The following is an 18,327-nucleotide window of genomic DNA, read 5'->3' as shown; positions in this document are numbered from 1 at the left end:
TGCGCCGGTTCTTCCGAGCCATTCTTTTACCGGAGACGATTTGATGCGCTACCCTTTGAAGACTGCTGCGGCCGCCACCGGTCTGGCCCTGTTGCTGACCGTCCCGTTCACGGCGCAGGCGCAAGACCAAGCGGCAGAGGTTGAGGCTGCCGCACAGGAAGGCGGCGATTACCTGTCGCTCGGCACCGGGGTCATCACGGTGCCGAGCTACGAAGGCTCGGACGAGAATATCATTATCCCCGAACTGATCGCGCGCGGCAGCGTATCGGGTTTCAACTTCTTTTCGCGCGGGCCGGCGCTGTATGTCGATGTGATCCGCGACAATGTTTCAGGACCCGGCCTCGATGTGGGCTTCGGGCCGGTCGCCGGGATCCGGCTGGACCGCACCGCGCTGATCAAGGACCCGCAGGTCAAGGCGCTCGGCAAGCTTGATACCGCCATCGAGCTGGGCGGCTGGCTGGGTGTGACCCAGACCGGCGTGATCACCAGCGATTACGATATTCTGAGCGCCCGTGTTGACGCCCGCTGGGACGTGAACGGCGCGCATGAAAGCTACATCATCACCCCGACCATCGAATATGGCACGCCGCTTTCGACGCAGACCTTCGTTGGCGCGTCGGTGCTGGCTGAATATGTCGGCGGTGATTTTGGCGACTATTATTTTAACATTGATCCCGCCGCCGCGCTCGCCAGCGGGTTGTCGCCCTATGGCGAGGCCGGCGATGGCTTCAAGCGGGCCGGCGTGAACCTGCTCGCCTCCCATGCGCTGACCGGCGATCTCACGCAGGGGCTGAGCGCGGTTGCGGTAGTCGGCTACTACCGGATGCTGGGTGATTTCAAACGCTCCCCGATCGTAAGCGAGGCGGGCAGCGCCGATCAGTTCATCGCCGGACTGGGGCTGACATACACCTTCTAAGCTGTCCGCTTGGCGCCCCGCTCGACCTTATGCGGTGAATAGCGTATTCTCCCGTCTCGGCCCCCTGCCCTAATGTCAGGGGCCGTACGAAACGGGGGGCCGATCCGTTGAAACAGTCGCTCATCAATCTGCTACCGCCTGCCACGCTCGCAGCGATCCTCGCTTTCTGGGCGTTCGCGCCCGCAGCTTGGGTGGAAGGTCCTTGGGCGTTGATCGCCGTGGGCCTCGGCACGCTCGCCTTTGTCCAACTGCTCGAACTGGTGTTCGAACGGCATGAAGGCTGGCGCATCACGGGGCGCGAGTTGGTAACCGACATCTTCTATGTCGTATTCGGCTACGGCGTGATCGGGTTCCTGAGCGAGACGCTGGTCAATTCGCCATTGCGCGAGGTGAAGCAATCCTGGGGCATTGCAACCCCGTGGCTCGCCGATTGGCCGTTTCTGGTGCAGGTGCTGGTGGTGATGTTCGTGTTTGAATTCGGACAATACTGGATGCACCGCGCGATGCACAATTGGACTCCTCTGTGGCTAACCCACGCGCCGCACCACCATGTGACGCAATTGAACGCGATGAAGGGCTTCATCGGCAATCCAATCGAACTGTTCCTGATCAGTCTCGGCGTGATCGCGCTGCTTGATGTCGATCTCAACGCGCTGTTTGCCAGCTTCACTGTCAGTGGTGCAATCGCGACCTACGCCCACGCCAATGTCCGCGCCGATACGCCGATATGGTACGGGTTTTTCTTCACCACGATCCGCAATCACAGCCTGCACCACACGGCGCTGAGCTATGAAGATACGCGCTGCAATTACGGGAACAGCGTGATTTTCTGGGACCGGGTTTTCGGCACCTTTCGCGACGGCGAATCCGCTGTCGTCGGCCAGGATGATCGCAAGCGGCTGTCGATTGTCGAACAATGGACCTTCCCGCTGCGCCCATGGCTGGAAAAGCGCGCGGATTGAGGCAGGGTGCGGCGCTGATCAACACAACGGCCCGCACCAAACCGCCCGCGTCGAATATAGCCAAGTCAAGATAACAACGATACTGGGCGCACCAAGTTTCAACGGCTTGGACGCATGACAGAATGTTTCGCAATTTCGATTTTCGTCGATGGATGACCTACGTCCTCATGGCGCTGGCCGTGTTCGCGATCGTGGTCAGCGGATTGAGTGCGATCGAATCCAACGAATGGTGGATCAGGATCTGGGATTTCCCGCGGATCCAGATCCTTGTGGCCATGACCGTGCTGGCCATTGCTCTGGCAGCCTTGGACTGGCGCAAACACGTGTGGTTGCTCGCCGGACTTGTCATCGCTGGCGCGTGGCAGTTTTACCGGATCATGCCCTACACGCCGCTGGTATCCCCCGAAGTGGCCATGACCACGGCTGCGCAGGACGACGCCACGTGTTTCTCGTTCCTCTCGCTCAACGTCTTGCAGACCAATCGCGATTACGATCACACGCTGCGATTGTTGCGCGAAATCGACGCCGATGTGCTGCTGCTGCTCGAAACCGATGCCGCATGGCAGGCAGCGCTGGAACCGATGCTGGCCGATTATCCTGAGCGGCTCGATCGGCCGCTTGATAACACCTATGGTCTACTGTTCGCGACCCGGCTGCCGATGGCATCGGGAAAGATCGAAGATATTGCCGAACCCGACACGCCATCGATCACCGCGCAGCTTCGTACAGACCGCCCCTTTACGCTGATGGGCCTGCACCCCCGCCCTCCGCATCCCGGACAAGACACCGAGGAACGCGACGCCGAGATTCTGATCGCCGCCCGCCGCGCGGCCAAGCTGGACATGCCGGTGATGGCCATTGGCGATTTCAACGATGTGGCGTGGTCCAATACCTCGCAGACGTTCAAACGGATCGGCGGTTACCTTGATCCCCGGATCGGACGCGGCACCTACGCGACCTTCCCGGCCAAACTGCCGTGGCTGGCGTGGCCGCTCGACCATGTGTTCATGACCAAGGAGTTCCTGATCCGCGACATCAAGGTGCTGCAAGACGTCGGCTCCGATCATCGCCCTATCTATGCGAGCGTGTGCCTTGCCCCACGCGAAGCCGCACAGCGCAACGACCGGCCTGACGCCGTCTCGCAGGATGACCGGGAAACAGCCCGCACAGTCATGGAAGAGTATCGGGAAGATAAGGTTGAGGAAGCAAATGGCGAGGATTGAGCTCGCCTGCGCAAACGGGGGGGGTCCCGCCGCTGGTGTGCGTATGCTCTTCGGAAGTGGAGGGCTGGCGTCGCGGACGCCCCGCAGGAGGGGCTTGTGATATGCGGCGATATGGTGCGCGACACAGTCTGGAGCGAACTCGTCTCTTGCGGACATTTCCCATAAATATGGGAAAGTAGTGGGAATCGAGCATCTCCAGCCATCGATTCCATCGATTTATGGGTCAGCTGGCACGTAGATCTGGTCAGGAGCGGACGTCTTTCCCAATTTAACGGTTCGTGGGAATGGTCGCGACGCCGGCTGTGAAACTTGCGCGGATTCCTGCGAGATTACGAAATCCAGTTGCTCAAGCCCCTGTGATGTGAGATGACGAGGCCGCTCAAATCATTTGAGCACTTCCCACCACAGTGAACGCAAACGAACCGCGTTTTTACAGGTGGAAAGTCATGACCAAAACACATCCCGATAATCCGAGCCGCGAACTTACGGTCACGTATCGTAAGATCTCCGAGCTCATCCCTTACGCGAACAATGCCCGCGAGCATCCGCGTAGCCAAATCCGCAAACTCCAACGCAGCCTCACGAAGTTCGGTTGGACGAATCCCATCCTGATCGACGATCACGATAACGTGATCTGCGGGCACGGCAGGCTCGAAGCAGCCAAGCTTAATGGCGAGACGATGGTTCCGACCATTAATCTTGGCGATATGAGCGAGGCCGATCGCCGGGCCTACATCGTCGCTGATAATAAGCTGGCAGAAGAGGCCTCATGGTCAAGGAAGCTCCTCCAGAGTGAGCTCTCTGGATTGCTTGAACTTGGCTATGAGGTTGAGCTGACCGGCTTTGATACCTTTGAGATCGACGGCATCCTGAATTTCGATGACGGCGATGAGATGGGCGGTGAGGATCGCGTCGATCTGCCCGAAGAGCGAACTGCTCCGGTGTGCCGGGATGGCGATCTGTGGACCATTGGCGAACACCGGCTCATAATTGGAGACGCACGAAGTCCGTCAATTCTGGCTCGTCTGCTGGCGGGCGAGCAGGTGCAGATGGTGATGATCGATCCGCCTTATGGGTGCAAAATTGCCAATAATGTCTCGGGCAACGGGAAGGTGCGTCATTCCAATTTCGTTATGGGATCAGCCGAGGTTCCGCTCGCCGAGTTCGGCAGGACCCTCCTACGCCCAGCCGTTGAGGCACTGGCGCCGCTGTGCGATCCCGGGGCAATTGCGTTTGTCTTCATGGACTGGCGAGGAGCCCCTCACATGCTGGCCGCCGCCGAGGGCGTATTCCACGAGGTCAAAAACATGTGCGTTTGGGTCAAGAATCCCGGGCTTGGAGGGTTCTACAGGTCAGCCCACGAACTGTGCTACGTTTTCAAAATCAGCGAGGGCAAGCACACCAGCAATATTGCTCTGGGCCAGCGTAACCGCTCCAACGTGTGGCGCTATCCCTCTGCAAACGTATTTCGCGCCGGCCGGATGCAGGATCTGGCCGATCATCCGACAGTCAAAAATCGATCCATGATTCGTGACGCGATCCTCGATGTGTCACGGCCTGGCGATATCGTACTCGACAGTTTTGCAGGCTCAGGCACAACCGGTATCGCCTGTCAGATGGCGGGCCGCCGGGCAAGACTGGTGGAACTTGACCCGGTCTATGGCGACGTCATCCTGCGGCGTCTCAGCGAGGCTACTGGATGTGAGCCGCTGCTCGATGGCGATACCCCTCTCTCCCAGGTGAAAGCTGAGCGCCAGGGAGACGCCTCATGAGCGATGACGATGAGCCGGGCCCCTTCGAGGGACGCCGCCGCAAAGATGGCCTCCCCTATCAGGATGGTAATACAGCAGATGATGGGAGCTACATTGTTGGAAAAAACAGGCCGCCAAAATCTGGGCAGTTCCGCAAGGGTGATGGGCGGGTGCGCGGGCGTCGAAAAAAGGGTGCCGAGAACTACGACACCTTTTTTGAGCGCGAACTGCAACGCAAGATTACTGTCCGCGAAGACGGTCGTGAGCGCACGGTCACCAAGGGCCAAGGGGTGGATCTTCGGCTCATCAGCAACGCAGCCAAAGGCGATATTCGTGCAATTGCCATGGTTGACGACCGCAGGCGTCGGATTGATATCGAGAAGGAAGAAACGGCGCGGCGATATCACAAGTTGAGCGACGCTGAGATTCTCCATCAGTACTTTGCTGAGCTATCAGCTGAAGGCGCAAACGATCCAAACATGTTTGGCGACCCAGCGCCGCGCTCGAATGAGGGGGAGGCCGATGATGCCTCATGTTGACATAGACGACGCGATTTCGGCGATGCTGCGTCAAGACTTCGGGTTCTTTTTGCGTCTGACCTTTAACGAGCTTGGCGGGAACGACGCTTACCAACACAATTGGCACATCGACGCCATCATCCATCAGCTCGATCGCGTCCGATCAGGCGACAATCGCAAGCTCATGGTGACGATCCCACCGCGTCACTTGAAAACGCGGATCATCTCCGTCGCATGGGTGGCATGGATGCTCGGGCAAAATCCGGCGCTGACCTTTATGTGTGTCAGCTATGGCCAGGACCTGTCCGAGGATCACGCGTCGGATTGCCTGAAGATCATGCGCAGTAGCTGGTATGTCCGGGCCTTCCCTAATACCAAGCTTGAGAGCAAGGCTGTCGCGTATTTCCGTACCACGGCAGGCGGCGGCCGGATGTCGACATCGATCGATGGGCCCACCACCGGTTTTGGTGCGGACATCATCATTGTCGATGATCCGCTTAAAGCTCAGGACGCATTATCTGCTAAGGCCCGCGACAGGGTAAATCGCTGGTTTGACGGGACACTGGCGCAGCGCCCCAACAACCAGATGACGGTCGCTATCGTTCTCGTCATGCAGCGTCTTCACGAAGCAGATCTGGTTGGGTTTTTACAGAAGCAGGGAGGCTTTCATGAGCTATGTCTGCCGGCCATAGCGACTGCTGATGAGACCATTCCCCTGACGCGGGGCCGAATGTATAAAAGGAGAGAGGGCTGCGCGCTTCATCCAGCGCGCCAGTCTCTCGAAACTTTGCACGCAAGGCAGGCTGCCAGCCCCTATGTGTTCGCCAGTCAGTTCCAGCAGAACCCTATCCCAGAAATTGGTAACATCATCGAGGCCGCCTGGCTACGCAGCTACGATAGCTCGACCTTCGATCCTAACGACGGGCAGATCGTCATGTCGCTCGATACTGCCAGTAAGGACAATCCCTTCAACGATTTCTCGGCCTTTGTGATCGCGAGGGTTAAAGGCAAGCAGATCCACGTGATCGATGTGTTTCGTGCACGGCTAAAGTTTCCCGCACTGAAGGCACGGACCATTGATCTCGCCCAATCTTACGGCGTCAACGTGTTGCTGATCGAAGATGCAGCTTCAGGCCAGCAACTGATCCAGTCCCTTGAGCCCGAGGATCATCGCGGGGTTCCGCCACCGATACCGCGCCATCCCAAGGGGTCAAAAGAGGAGCGAGTAATAGCGGCAAGCGCACTGATTCAGCAGGGTCGGTTGTTTCTGCCTGACGCCGCGCATTGGCTCGGCGACTACGTTGCTGAACTGCTTGGTTTTCCCGGTTCAGCAAATGATGACCAGGTTGATGCCACCGCCCAGCTGCTCCTCTGGGTGCAGGACAAGGATCGTTTCCGTGCGCCAAGCAATGCGGGTCCGATCGAGATGGATGACGGCGATGAGGCTTCGAGATTTCAGTACAATCCGCCGACTGACTGTAGCGATCCGTGGGGCGCTTATTGACGTTTCCGCTGACCCTCGTCACCCAATTCGTTGGCTATAGGCCGGAAGAAGGTGCTTGGGTCATCTCCGGCAGCAATCTCAAGCTGACAAAGCGCGATAAAAGGCATTTTTCTCTCGGTAGCAATGGCCGGGTTCAACGATTACCGGCCGATCAAGGACCAACTCTTGAGCGCATTATCGCTCTTGCTGTCCTCCCATTTTGTCAGGCTCCAGCATGGCCGCGCGCACCGACACAAGTGCTTGCTCCAAGCTGGCTTCGATCCTGCGAAGCTCGAGCCCCACCTCGATGCTGCCATTGCCTGTGAGGGCCAGGATCAGGTTCATGACCGATGGCGAATTCGCCGCCAGCGTCACCAGATGCGCACCGCTAGGGCTAACTCTTCCGCAAAGCCAGGAACGTGCGGTGGTATCACTCACCCCAGTCCAGCGCATGATCGTTTTCGAGGACTGCCGAGTCGCACCGAGTTCATCACGAAGGACTTCGCCAATTTGCCGTGCGAGCTCTGAGTCCAGCAAGATAAATCGTGAATCCCGAAGTTGAGTTACGGTTTTACGAACCATGCTTCGGCCCCTCCTGTTGTAAGACATAATCTCTGCAAGAGGCGCCCGTGAGGCAGTAATGGTGATAAACTGGCTGGATACACAAGGACCGACGCCGTCGGTCGATCGGCGCACGGTCCGCGCTGCGGAGTATGTCCGCATGTCGACCGAGCACCAGAAGTATTCAACCGACAACCAGGCCTCAGCAATTCGGAAATATGCTGAGCAGCGCGGATACGAAATCGTTCGTACTTATGCCGATGAGGGAAAGAGCGGGCTTAACATCGGGGGCCGTCTCGGCCTGCAGAAATTGCTGGAAGATGTTGAGGCAGGCCGCGCCGATTTTCAGGCGTTGCTTGTTTACGACGTCAGCCGTTGGGGTCGCTTTCAGGATCCCGACGAGGCTGCCTCATACGAATTGCGCTGTCGGCGGGCTGGCGTACAGGTTCACTATTGTGCCGAGCAGTTTGAGAATGATGGCAGCATCGGTTCGTCGATCATCAAAACCGTTAAAAGGGCTATGGCTGGTGAATACAGCCGCGAACTATCGGTCAAGGTGTTCGCAGGACAGGCCAACCTGATCCGGCTCGGTTATCGTCAAGGCGGTCCTGCCGGGTTCGGTCTGCGCCGTATGCTGGTTGATCAGGAAGGACGGGAAAAAGGCCTGCTCGATAATGGCGAGCACAAAAGCATAACCACAGACCGCGTCATCCTCGTGCCCGGGCCTCCAGACGAAGTTAAAATTGTTCGGGAGGTATACCGGCTGTTTGTTGAGACGGGGTGCAGCGAACGCGAAATCGCAAATGATCTGAATGCGAGAGGTGTCGCCACAGACCTCGGTCGGTCTTGGACTCGCGGCGCGGTCCACCAATTGCTGATCAATGAAAAGTACATCGGCAACAACGTCTGGGCGCGCACTTCATGCAAGCTCAAGGGCAACCACGTGCACAATGATCCGGCAGAGTGGGTGAGAGCTGACGGCGCTTTTGCCGGTATCGTTGATCTGAAGCAGTTTGATGCCGCCCAAACTGTCATTAGGCAACGAAGCGCGCGCCTGACTGATGAGGAAATGCTCGGCACGCTGTCACAGATCCTGGAGCGCAATGGCTCCCTTTCCGGTCTGATCATCGACGAAACTGAGGACAGCCCGTCGAGCAGTTCATTCCGCACTCGCTTTGGGAGCCTCCTCCGCGCCTACACGCTCGTCGGCTTCACGCCCGATCATGACTACCGATACCTCGAGACTAATCGAAAACTGCGGTTGATGCATCCCGGCATCATGGACGCGGTGTTAGCTGGCATTGAAAGCGTGGGCGGCTCAGTCGTTCGCGACCCAATCACCGACTTGATGACCATCAACAACGAATTTACCGCCTCACTTGTCATCGTCCGCTGCTTCCAGACCTCTGCCGGCTCGCTGCGCTGGAAAGTGCGGCTCGACACGAAGTTGAAGCCTAACGTTACCGTTGCTGTACGCATGGACAGCAGCAACGAGCACCCTCTGGACTATTATCTTTTGCCTCGGCTCGACATGAGGGATGCGATTTTCCGGCTCGCTGAGTTCAATGGCCTTTCCTTTGACGCCTATCGTTTCGATACGCTTGATGCATTCTACCAGATGGCAGCTCGCTCACAGTTTCGGAGGGCGGCATGATGACAGCTTTGCCAGCCCAGCGCGTTGAATTGATCCCGATCGACCGGATCAATGTCCTTAATCCGCGTGAGCGTAATCAACGCAACTTCAAAGAGATTGTCGACAACATCGCCAAGGTGGGCCTGAAGAAACCAATCACGGTGACACGCCGTGCCGAGGCGGACGGTCCTTTCTACGACCTTGTTTGCGGGCAAGGCCGGCTCGAAGCCTATATGGCGCTGGGACAGCTTGAGGTCCCCGCCCTCGTAGTCAGCGCCGATCGGGAAGATTGTCTCATTGCTAGTCTCGTTGAGAACTGTGCCCGCCGCCAGCACCATTCGCTCGATCTGTTGCAGGATATCCGCGGAATGGAGCAGCGTGGCTATTCTCAGGCGGAAATCGCTAGAAAAACGGGCCTTACCTACGATTATGTTCGTGGCGTTTCGCGCCTCCTTGAAAAGGGTGAAAGACGACTGCTTCGGTCTGTCGAAAGCGGTCACATTCCGCTCAGTGTAGCCGTTGAAATCGCTGAGGCTGAGGATCACGACGTTCAAGCAGCACTATCGAGCGCCTATGAGCGCGGCCTCCTCAAGGGACGTAAATTACTGATCGCGCGAAAGATCGTCGAATTGCGGCGGCGGCGCGGTAAGGGCCTCAAAGCGGGAGACGGTCGTAAACGTACGCCCGTCTCGGCTGAGGCGTTGGTAAAGGCATATCAAGAAGATGCAGCACGCAAGCGGTCGTTGATCCACCGGGCTCAGGCGACAAGGGATCGGTTGCTCTTCATTGTCGAAGCCCTGCGCCGGCTTTCTGCAGATCAGACATTTATCGCACTGCTGGAAGACGAGGATCTGGCAACGTTACCTCAGAATCTTGCTGAGCGATTGTCCCCAGCTTCAGAGCTCACCTCATGATGCGGGAGCAAATACAGAACCTTGGAGCGGCATTCGAAGACACAACTCTCCGCATTACGATTGCTGACATCGTTCCCACGCGCGAGATTCGTCCCGAGATGCGCAAGTCAGTCAAGTATGGGCAGATAGCATCATCGATTGAGGAGGTCGGTATTATCGAACCTCCAGTCGTCGCGCGTGATCCCAAGGACACTGGCCTGTTCAGGTTGCTTGATGGCCACCTGCGGCTCGATATCTTGCTTGCGCGAGGTGAGAAGGAAGTTGTGTGCCTGGTCGCGACGGAGGACGAGGCCTTCACCTACAACAAGCGGGTGAGCCGCCTTGCAATCATCCAGGAACACCGGATGATCCTGAAGGCCGTTAAGCAAGGTGTCTCCGAGGAAAGGCTTGCTCGTACGCTAAACGTCAACATTGCGAGCATCAGGAAAAAACGAAATTTGCTTGCCGGGATTTGCGACGAAGTTGCTGACCTGCTGCACGACAAACATGTGCCGGTGAACACTTTCGTCCAACTCCGAAAGCTCAAGGCCATGCGTCAAATTGCCGCTGCAGAGATGATGGTGGCGATGAACCAATATTCTATCAGCTATGCAAAATCGATTGTGGCTGCGACGCCAGCCGATCAGTTGGTCGACGCAAAGACGGCAGCGCTTTCCGGCCTTACCGCAGAACAAGCGGACCTCATGACCGAAGAGTCGGCTCGGCTCGACCGAGAGTTCACGGCCATTGAGCACAATTACGGGGTGGATCACCTCGATCTCGTTTTGGCCTCCGCTTATCTCGGCAACCTGATCGAAAATGTGAGAGTGGTGCGCCATCTCGCTAAACATCATCCTGAGCTTCTGAATGAATTCCAGAAAATCGCTGATTTACGAAAAGCAGCATGATGGGGACCCGGACCTAATAAGCGCGGGGACCGCAGGAGACGCCGCACTGTGGGGCGGATCGAGCGCGGCGGTGGGAATGGCGGCGAACCCGCATGACGCCCACCCGGGGACTGGAAGGTCCTCGTTAGATGATGCGCGCCAGCCGAGACGGGGCGGCTGGCGCGCGTCGCTTCGACGAAACTGCGTAGCTGTCAGCTCAATCTGTCAATTGGGTGCGCACAGTGGCGGCGCACTGTGCAATTTGGGTCAGCTTCTCGCCTACCCGACCTCAACCAGGATTCGTCTTTCGTCATCGTCTCCGAACTGAGCAGCACGGCCTTTGAACGTCTGGATCAGTCGAGCTGCAGTGCGCGTGTGCTCGCTAATCTTCACGCTGGTTAAGACCCCACCGCCGGCGAGAGCCAGCAGCAGCGGCAACTGGGCTTGCAAGTAAAGTCCAGCAAAAGCCTTTGACGCCTCATAGCCTGCCAGGCGCTTTCCTGCAGTGGCGCCGATCTTCTCAGGTGACGGGCCCTTGCAGAAAACTAAGGCAACTTCGGTGATATGCCCAAATCGAGATTCAGGTAGAAGCGCCTTCACCGGCCCCTGATCGGCTGACGGCTCACACAAGACAATCTCGCCCTAAGTCCGATCGGGCAAGTTCTTCAGCGACGCCTTCGCGAATACGTCGCTCAATATCGGCGTCGAGCGAAACGAACTTAACCTTTCCGGTAAGCGACAAATGATCGCCGCGATCGAAGCATTCGATCCGGCGCAGCGGAAAGCGCGTAAGATTGATCTTGATCCGACCTCCGCCACGAGGAAAAAAGCGGTGGCGCTTTGATGCGGATGACCATGGCTTGGCTCTTATTGGCAGAGCAGATTTACCCCTAACTTTACTGAGGTTTTAAAGGGCGGCGGTCGTCTTTGTCAGGGCGCCTACTGCGTGGAAAAACGACGGGTAGCTGGCTCATCACTACTTCGCCTGATGATCGGTCTATCGACCACAATGTTCGGTCCTGCGATGGATCCCATGCAACAGCCTGTCCCGACGTAGGCATAGCGATTGTAGCGACATGCGATAATTCGGAGGAATTTTGACTGACGGACAGTACATAGACTTCAGGCCGATCATGACCGGTTACGTACAGCATCCCGTCTGACCCCCAAGTTCCGCCTGATGTGCTGTAGGGGGCAAAACGTGAGAGCACTTGCGCTGGAAACAGCGAGCTTTCGCGGCGTTCAAACGCAGCATCATACCGAACAAGAGTGGTTTGACGATGATCGCGGCCGGACTCCCCGCCTTTGCCATCATAGTTGGCAAACGCTGCCCACCACGCCCCTTCGTGGGGGACGATCCAGGTCAAGGAACCGATCTCCGGCTCCAACTGGTGGCTGCGCAAATGGCGCAACGAGACGGCATCGAACCACTCGATTGAGCTTTCCATCGGGACATTGGGGTAGTTAGAGTGCGCACAAACGAGTTCGGACCCGGCCACCGCGCAGGAATTGAGGTGGGTAAACCGCTCGGGGTCTCCGGTCCATTGGACCAGAAGATGCCCGCTTTCACGATCATACGCCGCAATTCGGCGATTATCGATGGCATAAAAGCGGTCTTTTCCGACTGCGACGCCCTGCCGCGCCTCGGGCGCGGCGAAGCGCGCTTGCTCCAATGCTTGTGGAAGATCATCTTCCGAAATGGCCATGGCCGGCCAAGCCAGCATAACCGCTAATGCCGTGAGCGTAGATAGCCTGTTCATCAGCATCGTTGTTTCCGGCAAAAAAATTGACGATCGACAACGTGATAGCGCATGATTGGCGTCTTGCCGGTTACATATTGCTGCACAATTTCTCCAAATTGTCGTGCCCGGTCAATAATGACCGCTGGGCCGCAGGAGAGCCTTCATGATTGTTTCACGCCGCACCGCACTGCGGGCCAGCGCCTTTCTGCCTTTGATCGCCGGGATGCCCGGGCTGCTGCACGCAGCAAATGCGAGGGGTTTTACCCATTCGGTGGCAAGCGGTGATCCGGGAACAGCAAGCATAAGGCTGTGGACACGGTTCGTGGCGGACGCAGCCAGCACGACCTTACGGGTTGAGTTGTCAGAGACAGAGAAATTCCTCACGATCACGTCGACTGGCACCGCCAAGGCCGCGCCCGCGACGGACCATTGCGCGCAAGTGCGGATCGATGGGCTGCTGCCTGAACGATGCTATTTTTACCGTTTCATCGCGCCCGACGGTTCGGTGTCGCCTACGGGACGCACCAGAACTCTGCCCGGAAAATCGGTGGCCTGCTTGCGGATGGCCGTCGTGTCATGCGCCAACGCTACCTCAGGCTGGTTCAATGCCTATGCACACGCCGCTGGGCGCGATGATCTCGATCTGGTGGTGCATCTGGGCGATTACATTTACGAATCGCCGCTTGATCGATCAGACGCTCTGGCTGAACTGGCTGGCGCCCGCGGCCTTGCGCCCCTTGGCGAGACCATCAGTCTGGTGGACTACCGGCTGCGCTACGCGTCCTACCGGGCTGATCCTGCCCTGCAAGAACTGCATCGGCGGCATCCCATGATCGTGATCTGGGATGACCACGAGGTCGCCAATAACAGCTGGCAACATGGCGCCAGCAATCATGGCGCGGGTGATGGTGATTGGGACGCGCGCAAACGCGCTGCCTTGCAGGTGTTTTATGAATGGCTGCCAATGGAACCGCGGCCCTATGCCAGCTACCCGATCGGCGATCTTGCGACGCTGTTTCGGCTCGAAACCCGGCTTCTTGCGCGGTCGCGTCAGCTCGACATCACGGCAGCCTTTGCCGGTTCCAACGATCCGGTTACGGCAATAAAATCGTTTGTCGCAGGGCCGCTGGCAGACCCTTCGCGCACCATGATGGGCGCGGATCAGGAAACCTGGCTTGCTGCAGGCCTGAGCGATTCTGTGACCGCACAAACCCGGTGGCAGGTGCTGTTGCAGCAGGTCATCATGGCACCAACCGTTATGCCTCCCATTGAAGCTTCGTGGTTTGAACAAGGGGTTGCATTGGGACCGGCCGAACAAAGCCGTATCGCTGCAGCCCGTTTGCTGTCCCAGCAAGGCGTGCCTTTAGGACTTGATCGGTGGGATGGGTATCCGGCGGCCCGCGAACGGCTTTTGGCAGCAGCGCGGCGGTCTGATGCCAACCTTATCGTTCTGAGCGGCGATAGCCACAATGCATGGGGGTATGACTTGAACCAGAATGGCGAAGCGGCTGGCGTTGAATTTGCGGTGCAAAGCGTATCGTCGCTTGGCCTTGAAAAGCGCTTCGGCGGCGACGCTGCCAACGTCGCTGCGCAATTCGTTGCCACCAACCCGGGACTTCGTTGGTGCGATACAAGCCAGCGCGGCTACATGGACCTTGAGCTGTCAAAAAGTGCAGCCACCTGCACGTGGCGGTTCTTTCCTTCGAGGTCAGAGATTTCGACCGAGATGCTCGCTACGCACGAACTGTCGGTCGAATATGGCGCAAAGCGACTGAGCGCTGTTTGAATTGCAGCGGCGGCCAACCGCCACACCTGTGCCCCGCGCGCCCAGTATGACTGATCATTGCAGGGAAAAACGCCCTCGTCACTGGGCCGGCGACTTTGTAGGATTTTCTGTGGACTGACAGGGGCGCGTTTAAAACAGCGGGTCGAAGTTGAAATATAACGGGTTGGACAAGGCCACAAGATCGCCTGCGACGAGCGCAGCGTTGGGGACTTGCGGATAAGCTGGTACTGCCCCGCGGACTTCGGCGCGGTAATAGGTTCGGCCATTGGCAGCTGGCGTGTCTGTAAACAATACAGTGCGAACACCATCAAGTGCCAATGTTTGAAACACATCACCATTTTTGATGATGTCGACCTTATAGGAAGCGGCGGCAGACACGCCGCCAACCAACGCCACGCTAAACCGCACCGCCGCGCCCGGTGGCGCAGCCCGATTATCCCCCATCACCATGTCGCCGCTGCCATCGCCATCAAGGTCGGCGGTAAATTCGACCCGTGGTGCCATTGGGTTGGCGCTGATGGAAACCCGTCCGTGGGTGAGCGCGTCGACAACCGCCGCTGCTGTGCGGGACTCGGCCCGCACCCAGGTGGTGGGCGTTCCGATATTGTTGGCGGATGCTTCGCGTGCGCGCTCGTTCGCCATGTTGGAATTGGGCATTTGGCCATGATGGGCATCACTGCCGCCGCGCCCTGTCATCCTGCGCCCCGATTTCAGCAGATCATCCCAAACCAGCAGCGCGCTTTTGTTGCGCGACGACAGGACCGAATTCCACACCTCCAGCGAATCCACCATGTCGTAGGACATGCTGAAGGCATCATCATTGCTTGGATGATTGGCCGATAGGTGGATGCCAAGCTCATCCTTTACCGCGCCGATGCGAATGTCGCGCGCATCGCGCACGTCATACAGCTGTTGATGATCATACGGGTGCGCGCTGATCGGATTGGCATGACCGCGATTGGTGGTCCACTCCGCGCCATAAAGCAGCACGATGGTGTCCGAACGAAACTCCGGGTCTGCCCAGGTGTTTTGTGCGATAGCGCCCGCCACATGGTTGTCGTGATCGGAAATCAGCAGGAAATCCATGCCGACAGTTTGCGCAAAGGTGAGGATCGCACTGACCGCATGGTTGCTGGAATCCACGCTGTGACGCGAATGGACGTGCAGATCGCCTTTCAGCCAGATGCCCTCACTGCCCATCGGCGCGCTCTCCGCGTCCTGTGCCCGGGCCAGTGCGGGGGGTACTGCCAGCGCGAAAGCGATGGTGGCGAGGCTCTTTGCGATCATGTCACCCTCTCCAACCTTGTGTGAGCCTTTCTTGTCTGACCACTTGGAGCAGCGGCGTGTACCATCAAAAATCGGCCTGAAGCCTGATGCCGATCTGCCGTTGTGGCCCCAGACGCACAAGCTGGTCACCCCCGGAAGCCACGTAATCGCGATCAAGCAGATTGCGAGCCACCAGCGCAATCGTGAAATTATCCAGCTTGATGCCGATGGTGCCATTGACCAGCACTCGGGCATCATTGTCGAGGAATGTGGGCGATCCGCTTTGCGCGTTGTTGACATTGGAACTTGCCTCGTAAGTCACACCCAGAACGCCGAACAGGCCGGTGTTTTCGTCATCATAGCCAACGCGCGCGGCCCCTGACCAATCCGGCGCAAAGGCAAACCCGCGCCCTTCGAAAGCTGACAAGGTTTCTTCAAGATCAATCGGCGCCAGCACATCTTGTGCTTCGATCAGGGTCGTAGCGAGCGCGGCGTCAAAATCGTTGAATTGTGTGTCAGCGTAGCCAAGCACGCCTTGCACAAACCAACCGGTCGCTGGGGTCACATAGGCCTCGATTTCGAAGCCTTTGACCGTGGAACTGCCGACGTTGAAGCCGACCTGATCTTGCTGCAGCGTTGAAAGCGAGACCACCACCTGCTGGTCGGTCCAATCGGTGTAAAAGGCATTGGCATTCAGCCGCAGCTTGCGGTCAAAGAAAAATGACCGGAACGCCACTTCGTAATTGGTGGTGTATTCGGGATCGAATTGCGACACGAATTGGCGCACGATATTCAGGTCTGACCCGCCAGACCGGTAGCCACGGCGGACCGAAAAGGCGAGCGATCGGTCAGCGTCGATTTCCCAGCGCAGAAAAGCTGATGGCAACAGCGCGTTGAAATCCTGCGTCGCGCTGGTCGACGCGTCCGACAGCGTTGCATCAAAAAAACCGTTCACGTTCTGGATCGCGCCTTGCACGGCGGGAATTAAGGCTGCCGGGAAACCCGGTGGTAGCAGCGGAGCTGCGGGATTTGGCAACCCCAATGGCTGGCCGATGATCGTCAGCCCTTCAACCTGTTCTTCGTAATCATAACGCAGGCCAAAGCCGAGCGTCAGATTGTCCAGAATGTCATATTCGCCGCTGATGTAGAACGCGTAATTTTCGATATCGAGCGGTTCGCTTGTCGCGGCAATAAATGTACCCAAATCGGCGTAGTTTCCGACAGTCGCGCCAACCGAAAGTGCAGTCGCCTGCGCGATGAAGGCAGCGAACGCTGCGTCTCCGGCCGGGCCTGCAGGGATCGCGGCGACCGGGTTCCCGGGAACGGGAATGCCGCGCAGTGGCCTTAGCTGCGCCGTCAATCCGGATTGCAACCCGGGCCGCACAGCGCCAGCCACTGTTGCCTGGATACCAGGCTGGATCCCTGGCGTGAAGTTGAACTCTTCTTCCTTGGAGTTCACGTAATAGGCGCCAATCAAGCCGCGCAACGGGCCATCATTGTCGAATGAGGCGATGAATTCTTGCGTGAAGATCGTCTGCGTTTCGAACTGCGTGCCGGCGGTGTTGAAGGTGTAGGGTCCGGTTGGCACGCGCGGAATATTGAACGGATTGTCGATGATCACTGGCGCCGACGGGAACAGGGCGGGATTGAGGAACGTGCCATCGGTATCCAAACGCTCCCTAATCTTGCCTTCGCTATACGTTGTGATCGAAGTCAGCCGGAACGCGGAGGAAAGATCCCAGTCGGTTTTCCAGGACACATTGTGCTGAATGTTGCGATTGGAATCGGGGAAGTTGATAAAGGTTTCGCGGTTGAATTCGTTGCCCGGAACCACATCCAGAAAATTCACAAAGCCATCGGCCCCGCGCGACCGGCGGTCAGACACGCGGTTGGCCACATCAACATCGACATAGGCATAGGTCAGCAGACTGCGGATGTCCGGCGATGGTGTGAACAAAAGTTTGACCCGGCCGGTCCATTGATCGTCGAAATCTTTGCCGCCGGTAATCGGATTGCTGACAAAGCCATCGCTTTCGCGGCGTTCGCCCGAAACGCGGAACGCCAGCACATCATCGATGATCGGCCCGCCCAGCGCGCCGGAAACGGCAAATTCATCGCCTCCGTCGGCGGTCAAGCCAATGACGCGGGCCTTGCCTTCCCAGGTAAATGTCGGATCGGCGGTGCGGATGATGATGGCCCCGGCGAGCGCGTTGCGGCCCTGAACGGTCGACTGCGCGCCGCGCAGGACTTCGATTTGCGCCACATCCCAGACGCCCTCGGCACCGAAACGGGTGGTCTGATCGCTCAACGTGACATCATCGACATAGATCTGCGCCAGCGGTGAGGAACCGGCACCCAGAAGATTGTCGAAAGGAATGCCGCGGATTGAAAAACCGCCTTCTGTATTCCCAAGGTTGACGTTGGCGATGTAATCGAACGTCTCGGACAAGGTCGTAATGCCAAGTGCTTCGATCGTCTCTCCCGTTACCACACCGACCGATGTGATCGTGTCCTGCAACGACCTGTCGACCTTTTCCCCGGTAACGATGATGACGCCCGCTTCATCAGACGTTTGCACCGGATCGGCATTATTGCCGTCCTGCGCCTTGAGCGGTGCCGCACAAAGGCCGAAAATTGCAAAGCTCGAAACCCCGAGAGCCAGATTCTTCTTCATGTCGCACCCCTGCATGTCTAATGGCGAGGGAT

At 58.0% G+C, this 18,327-nt stretch carries 15 protein-coding genes; 10 read left to right on the top strand and 5 right to left on the bottom strand.

Annotated elements, in window-relative coordinates; genetic code table 11:
• The first annotated feature begins 43 nt into the window (after positions 1-43).
• From ACRANW_RS03190 to terL, 6 genes are all read left to right on the top strand, one after another.
• Complete coding sequence (locus ACRANW_RS03190) at positions 44-916, top strand: MipA/OmpV family protein (protein ID WP_479433116.1); 873 nt, start codon at positions 44-46, stop codon at positions 914-916.
• Between the two features lie 107 nt (positions 917-1,023).
• The gene (locus tag ACRANW_RS03185) at positions 1,024-1,878 is read left to right on the top strand and encodes a sterol desaturase family protein (protein ID WP_479433115.1); all 855 of its coding nucleotides are present in this window, start codon (positions 1,024-1,026) and stop codon (positions 1,876-1,878) included.
• 152 nt (positions 1,879-2,030) lie between these two features.
• Entirely contained in the window at positions 2,031-3,101 is a 1,071-nt protein-coding gene (locus ACRANW_RS03180; protein WP_479433114.1) for an endonuclease/exonuclease/phosphatase family protein, read from the top strand.
• Between the two features lie 446 nt (positions 3,102-3,547).
• The gene (locus ACRANW_RS03175; protein WP_479433113.1) at positions 3,548-4,873 is read left to right on the top strand and encodes a site-specific DNA-methyltransferase; all 1,326 of its coding nucleotides are present in this window, start codon (positions 3,548-3,550) and stop codon (positions 4,871-4,873) included.
• Positions 4,870-5,391, top strand: coding sequence for a DUF5681 domain-containing protein (locus tag ACRANW_RS03170; RefSeq protein WP_479433112.1), 522 nt, complete (start codon positions 4,870-4,872; stop codon positions 5,389-5,391). The genes ACRANW_RS03175 and ACRANW_RS03170 overlap by 4 nt, the downstream gene beginning before the upstream one ends.
• On the top strand, positions 5,375-6,874 hold the full coding sequence (gene terL / locus ACRANW_RS03165) for a phage terminase large subunit (protein ID WP_479433111.1): 1,500 nt from the start codon (positions 5,375-5,377) through the stop codon (positions 6,872-6,874). The genes ACRANW_RS03170 and terL overlap by 17 nt, the downstream gene beginning before the upstream one ends.
• A 174-nt stretch (positions 6,875-7,048) precedes the next feature.
• On the opposite strand, the gene ACRANW_RS03160 is transcribed toward terL, so the two are convergent.
• The gene (locus ACRANW_RS03160; RefSeq protein WP_479433110.1) at positions 7,049-7,435 is read right to left on the bottom strand and encodes a hypothetical protein; all 387 of its coding nucleotides are present in this window, start codon (positions 7,433-7,435) and stop codon (positions 7,049-7,051) included.
• Positions 7,436-7,493: 58 nt separating this feature from the next.
• Here ACRANW_RS03160 and ACRANW_RS03155 point away from each other — a divergent pair, with 58 nt between their 5' ends.
• The 3 genes from ACRANW_RS03155 to ACRANW_RS03145 are packed head-to-tail and all read left to right on the top strand — an operon-like array spanning position 7,494 to position 10,848.
• Positions 7,494-9,068, top strand: coding sequence for a recombinase family protein (locus ACRANW_RS03155; RefSeq protein ID WP_479433109.1), 1,575 nt, complete (start codon positions 7,494-7,496; stop codon positions 9,066-9,068).
• A complete protein-coding gene (locus ACRANW_RS03150; protein WP_479433108.1) occupies positions 9,065-9,961 on the top strand; it encodes a plasmid partitioning protein RepB C-terminal domain-containing protein in 897 nt (298 codons plus the stop codon). Before ACRANW_RS03155 ends, ACRANW_RS03150 begins: the two co-directional genes overlap by 4 nt.
• Positions 9,958-10,848: a plasmid partitioning protein RepB C-terminal domain-containing protein gene (locus ACRANW_RS03145; RefSeq protein ID WP_479433107.1), complete on the top strand. Its 891-nt coding sequence runs from the start codon at positions 9,958-9,960 to the stop codon at positions 10,846-10,848. Before ACRANW_RS03150 ends, ACRANW_RS03145 begins: the two co-directional genes overlap by 4 nt.
• A gap of 258 nt (positions 10,849-11,106) precedes the next feature.
• Here ACRANW_RS03145 and ACRANW_RS03140 read toward each other — a convergent pair whose 3' ends face one another.
• Together ACRANW_RS03140 and ACRANW_RS03135 are read right to left on the bottom strand one after the other, a co-directional pair.
• The gene (locus tag ACRANW_RS03140) at positions 11,107-11,427 is read right to left on the bottom strand and encodes a hypothetical protein (RefSeq protein ID WP_479433106.1); all 321 of its coding nucleotides are present in this window, start codon (positions 11,425-11,427) and stop codon (positions 11,107-11,109) included.
• Between the two features lie 296 nt (positions 11,428-11,723).
• A complete protein-coding gene (locus ACRANW_RS03135; RefSeq protein ID WP_479433105.1) occupies positions 11,724-12,587 on the bottom strand; it encodes a hypothetical protein in 864 nt (287 codons plus the stop codon).
• Between the two features lie 145 nt (positions 12,588-12,732).
• On the opposite strand from ACRANW_RS03135, the gene ACRANW_RS03130 reads away from it, so the two are divergent.
• On the top strand, positions 12,733-14,355 hold the full coding sequence (locus ACRANW_RS03130) for an alkaline phosphatase D family protein (protein WP_479433104.1): 1,623 nt from the start codon (positions 12,733-12,735) through the stop codon (positions 14,353-14,355).
• A 129-nt stretch (positions 14,356-14,484) separates the two neighbouring features.
• On the opposite strand, the gene ACRANW_RS03125 is transcribed toward ACRANW_RS03130, so the two are convergent.
• Both ACRANW_RS03125 and ACRANW_RS03120 read right to left on the bottom strand, forming a co-directional pair.
• Entirely contained in the window at positions 14,485-15,642 is a 1,158-nt protein-coding gene (locus ACRANW_RS03125; RefSeq protein ID WP_479433103.1) for a CehA/McbA family metallohydrolase, read from the bottom strand.
• A gap of 64 nt (positions 15,643-15,706) precedes the next feature.
• On the bottom strand, positions 15,707-18,295 hold the full coding sequence (locus tag ACRANW_RS03120; protein WP_479433102.1) for a TonB-dependent receptor: 2,589 nt from the start codon (positions 18,293-18,295) through the stop codon (positions 15,707-15,709).
• Between the last annotated feature and the right edge of the window lie 32 nt (positions 18,296-18,327).

The sequence above is a fragment of the Erythrobacter sp. 'gip.4 top 5' genome (assembly GCF_056495765.1).
This window is presented reverse-complemented; position numbering and strand designations above follow the sequence as displayed.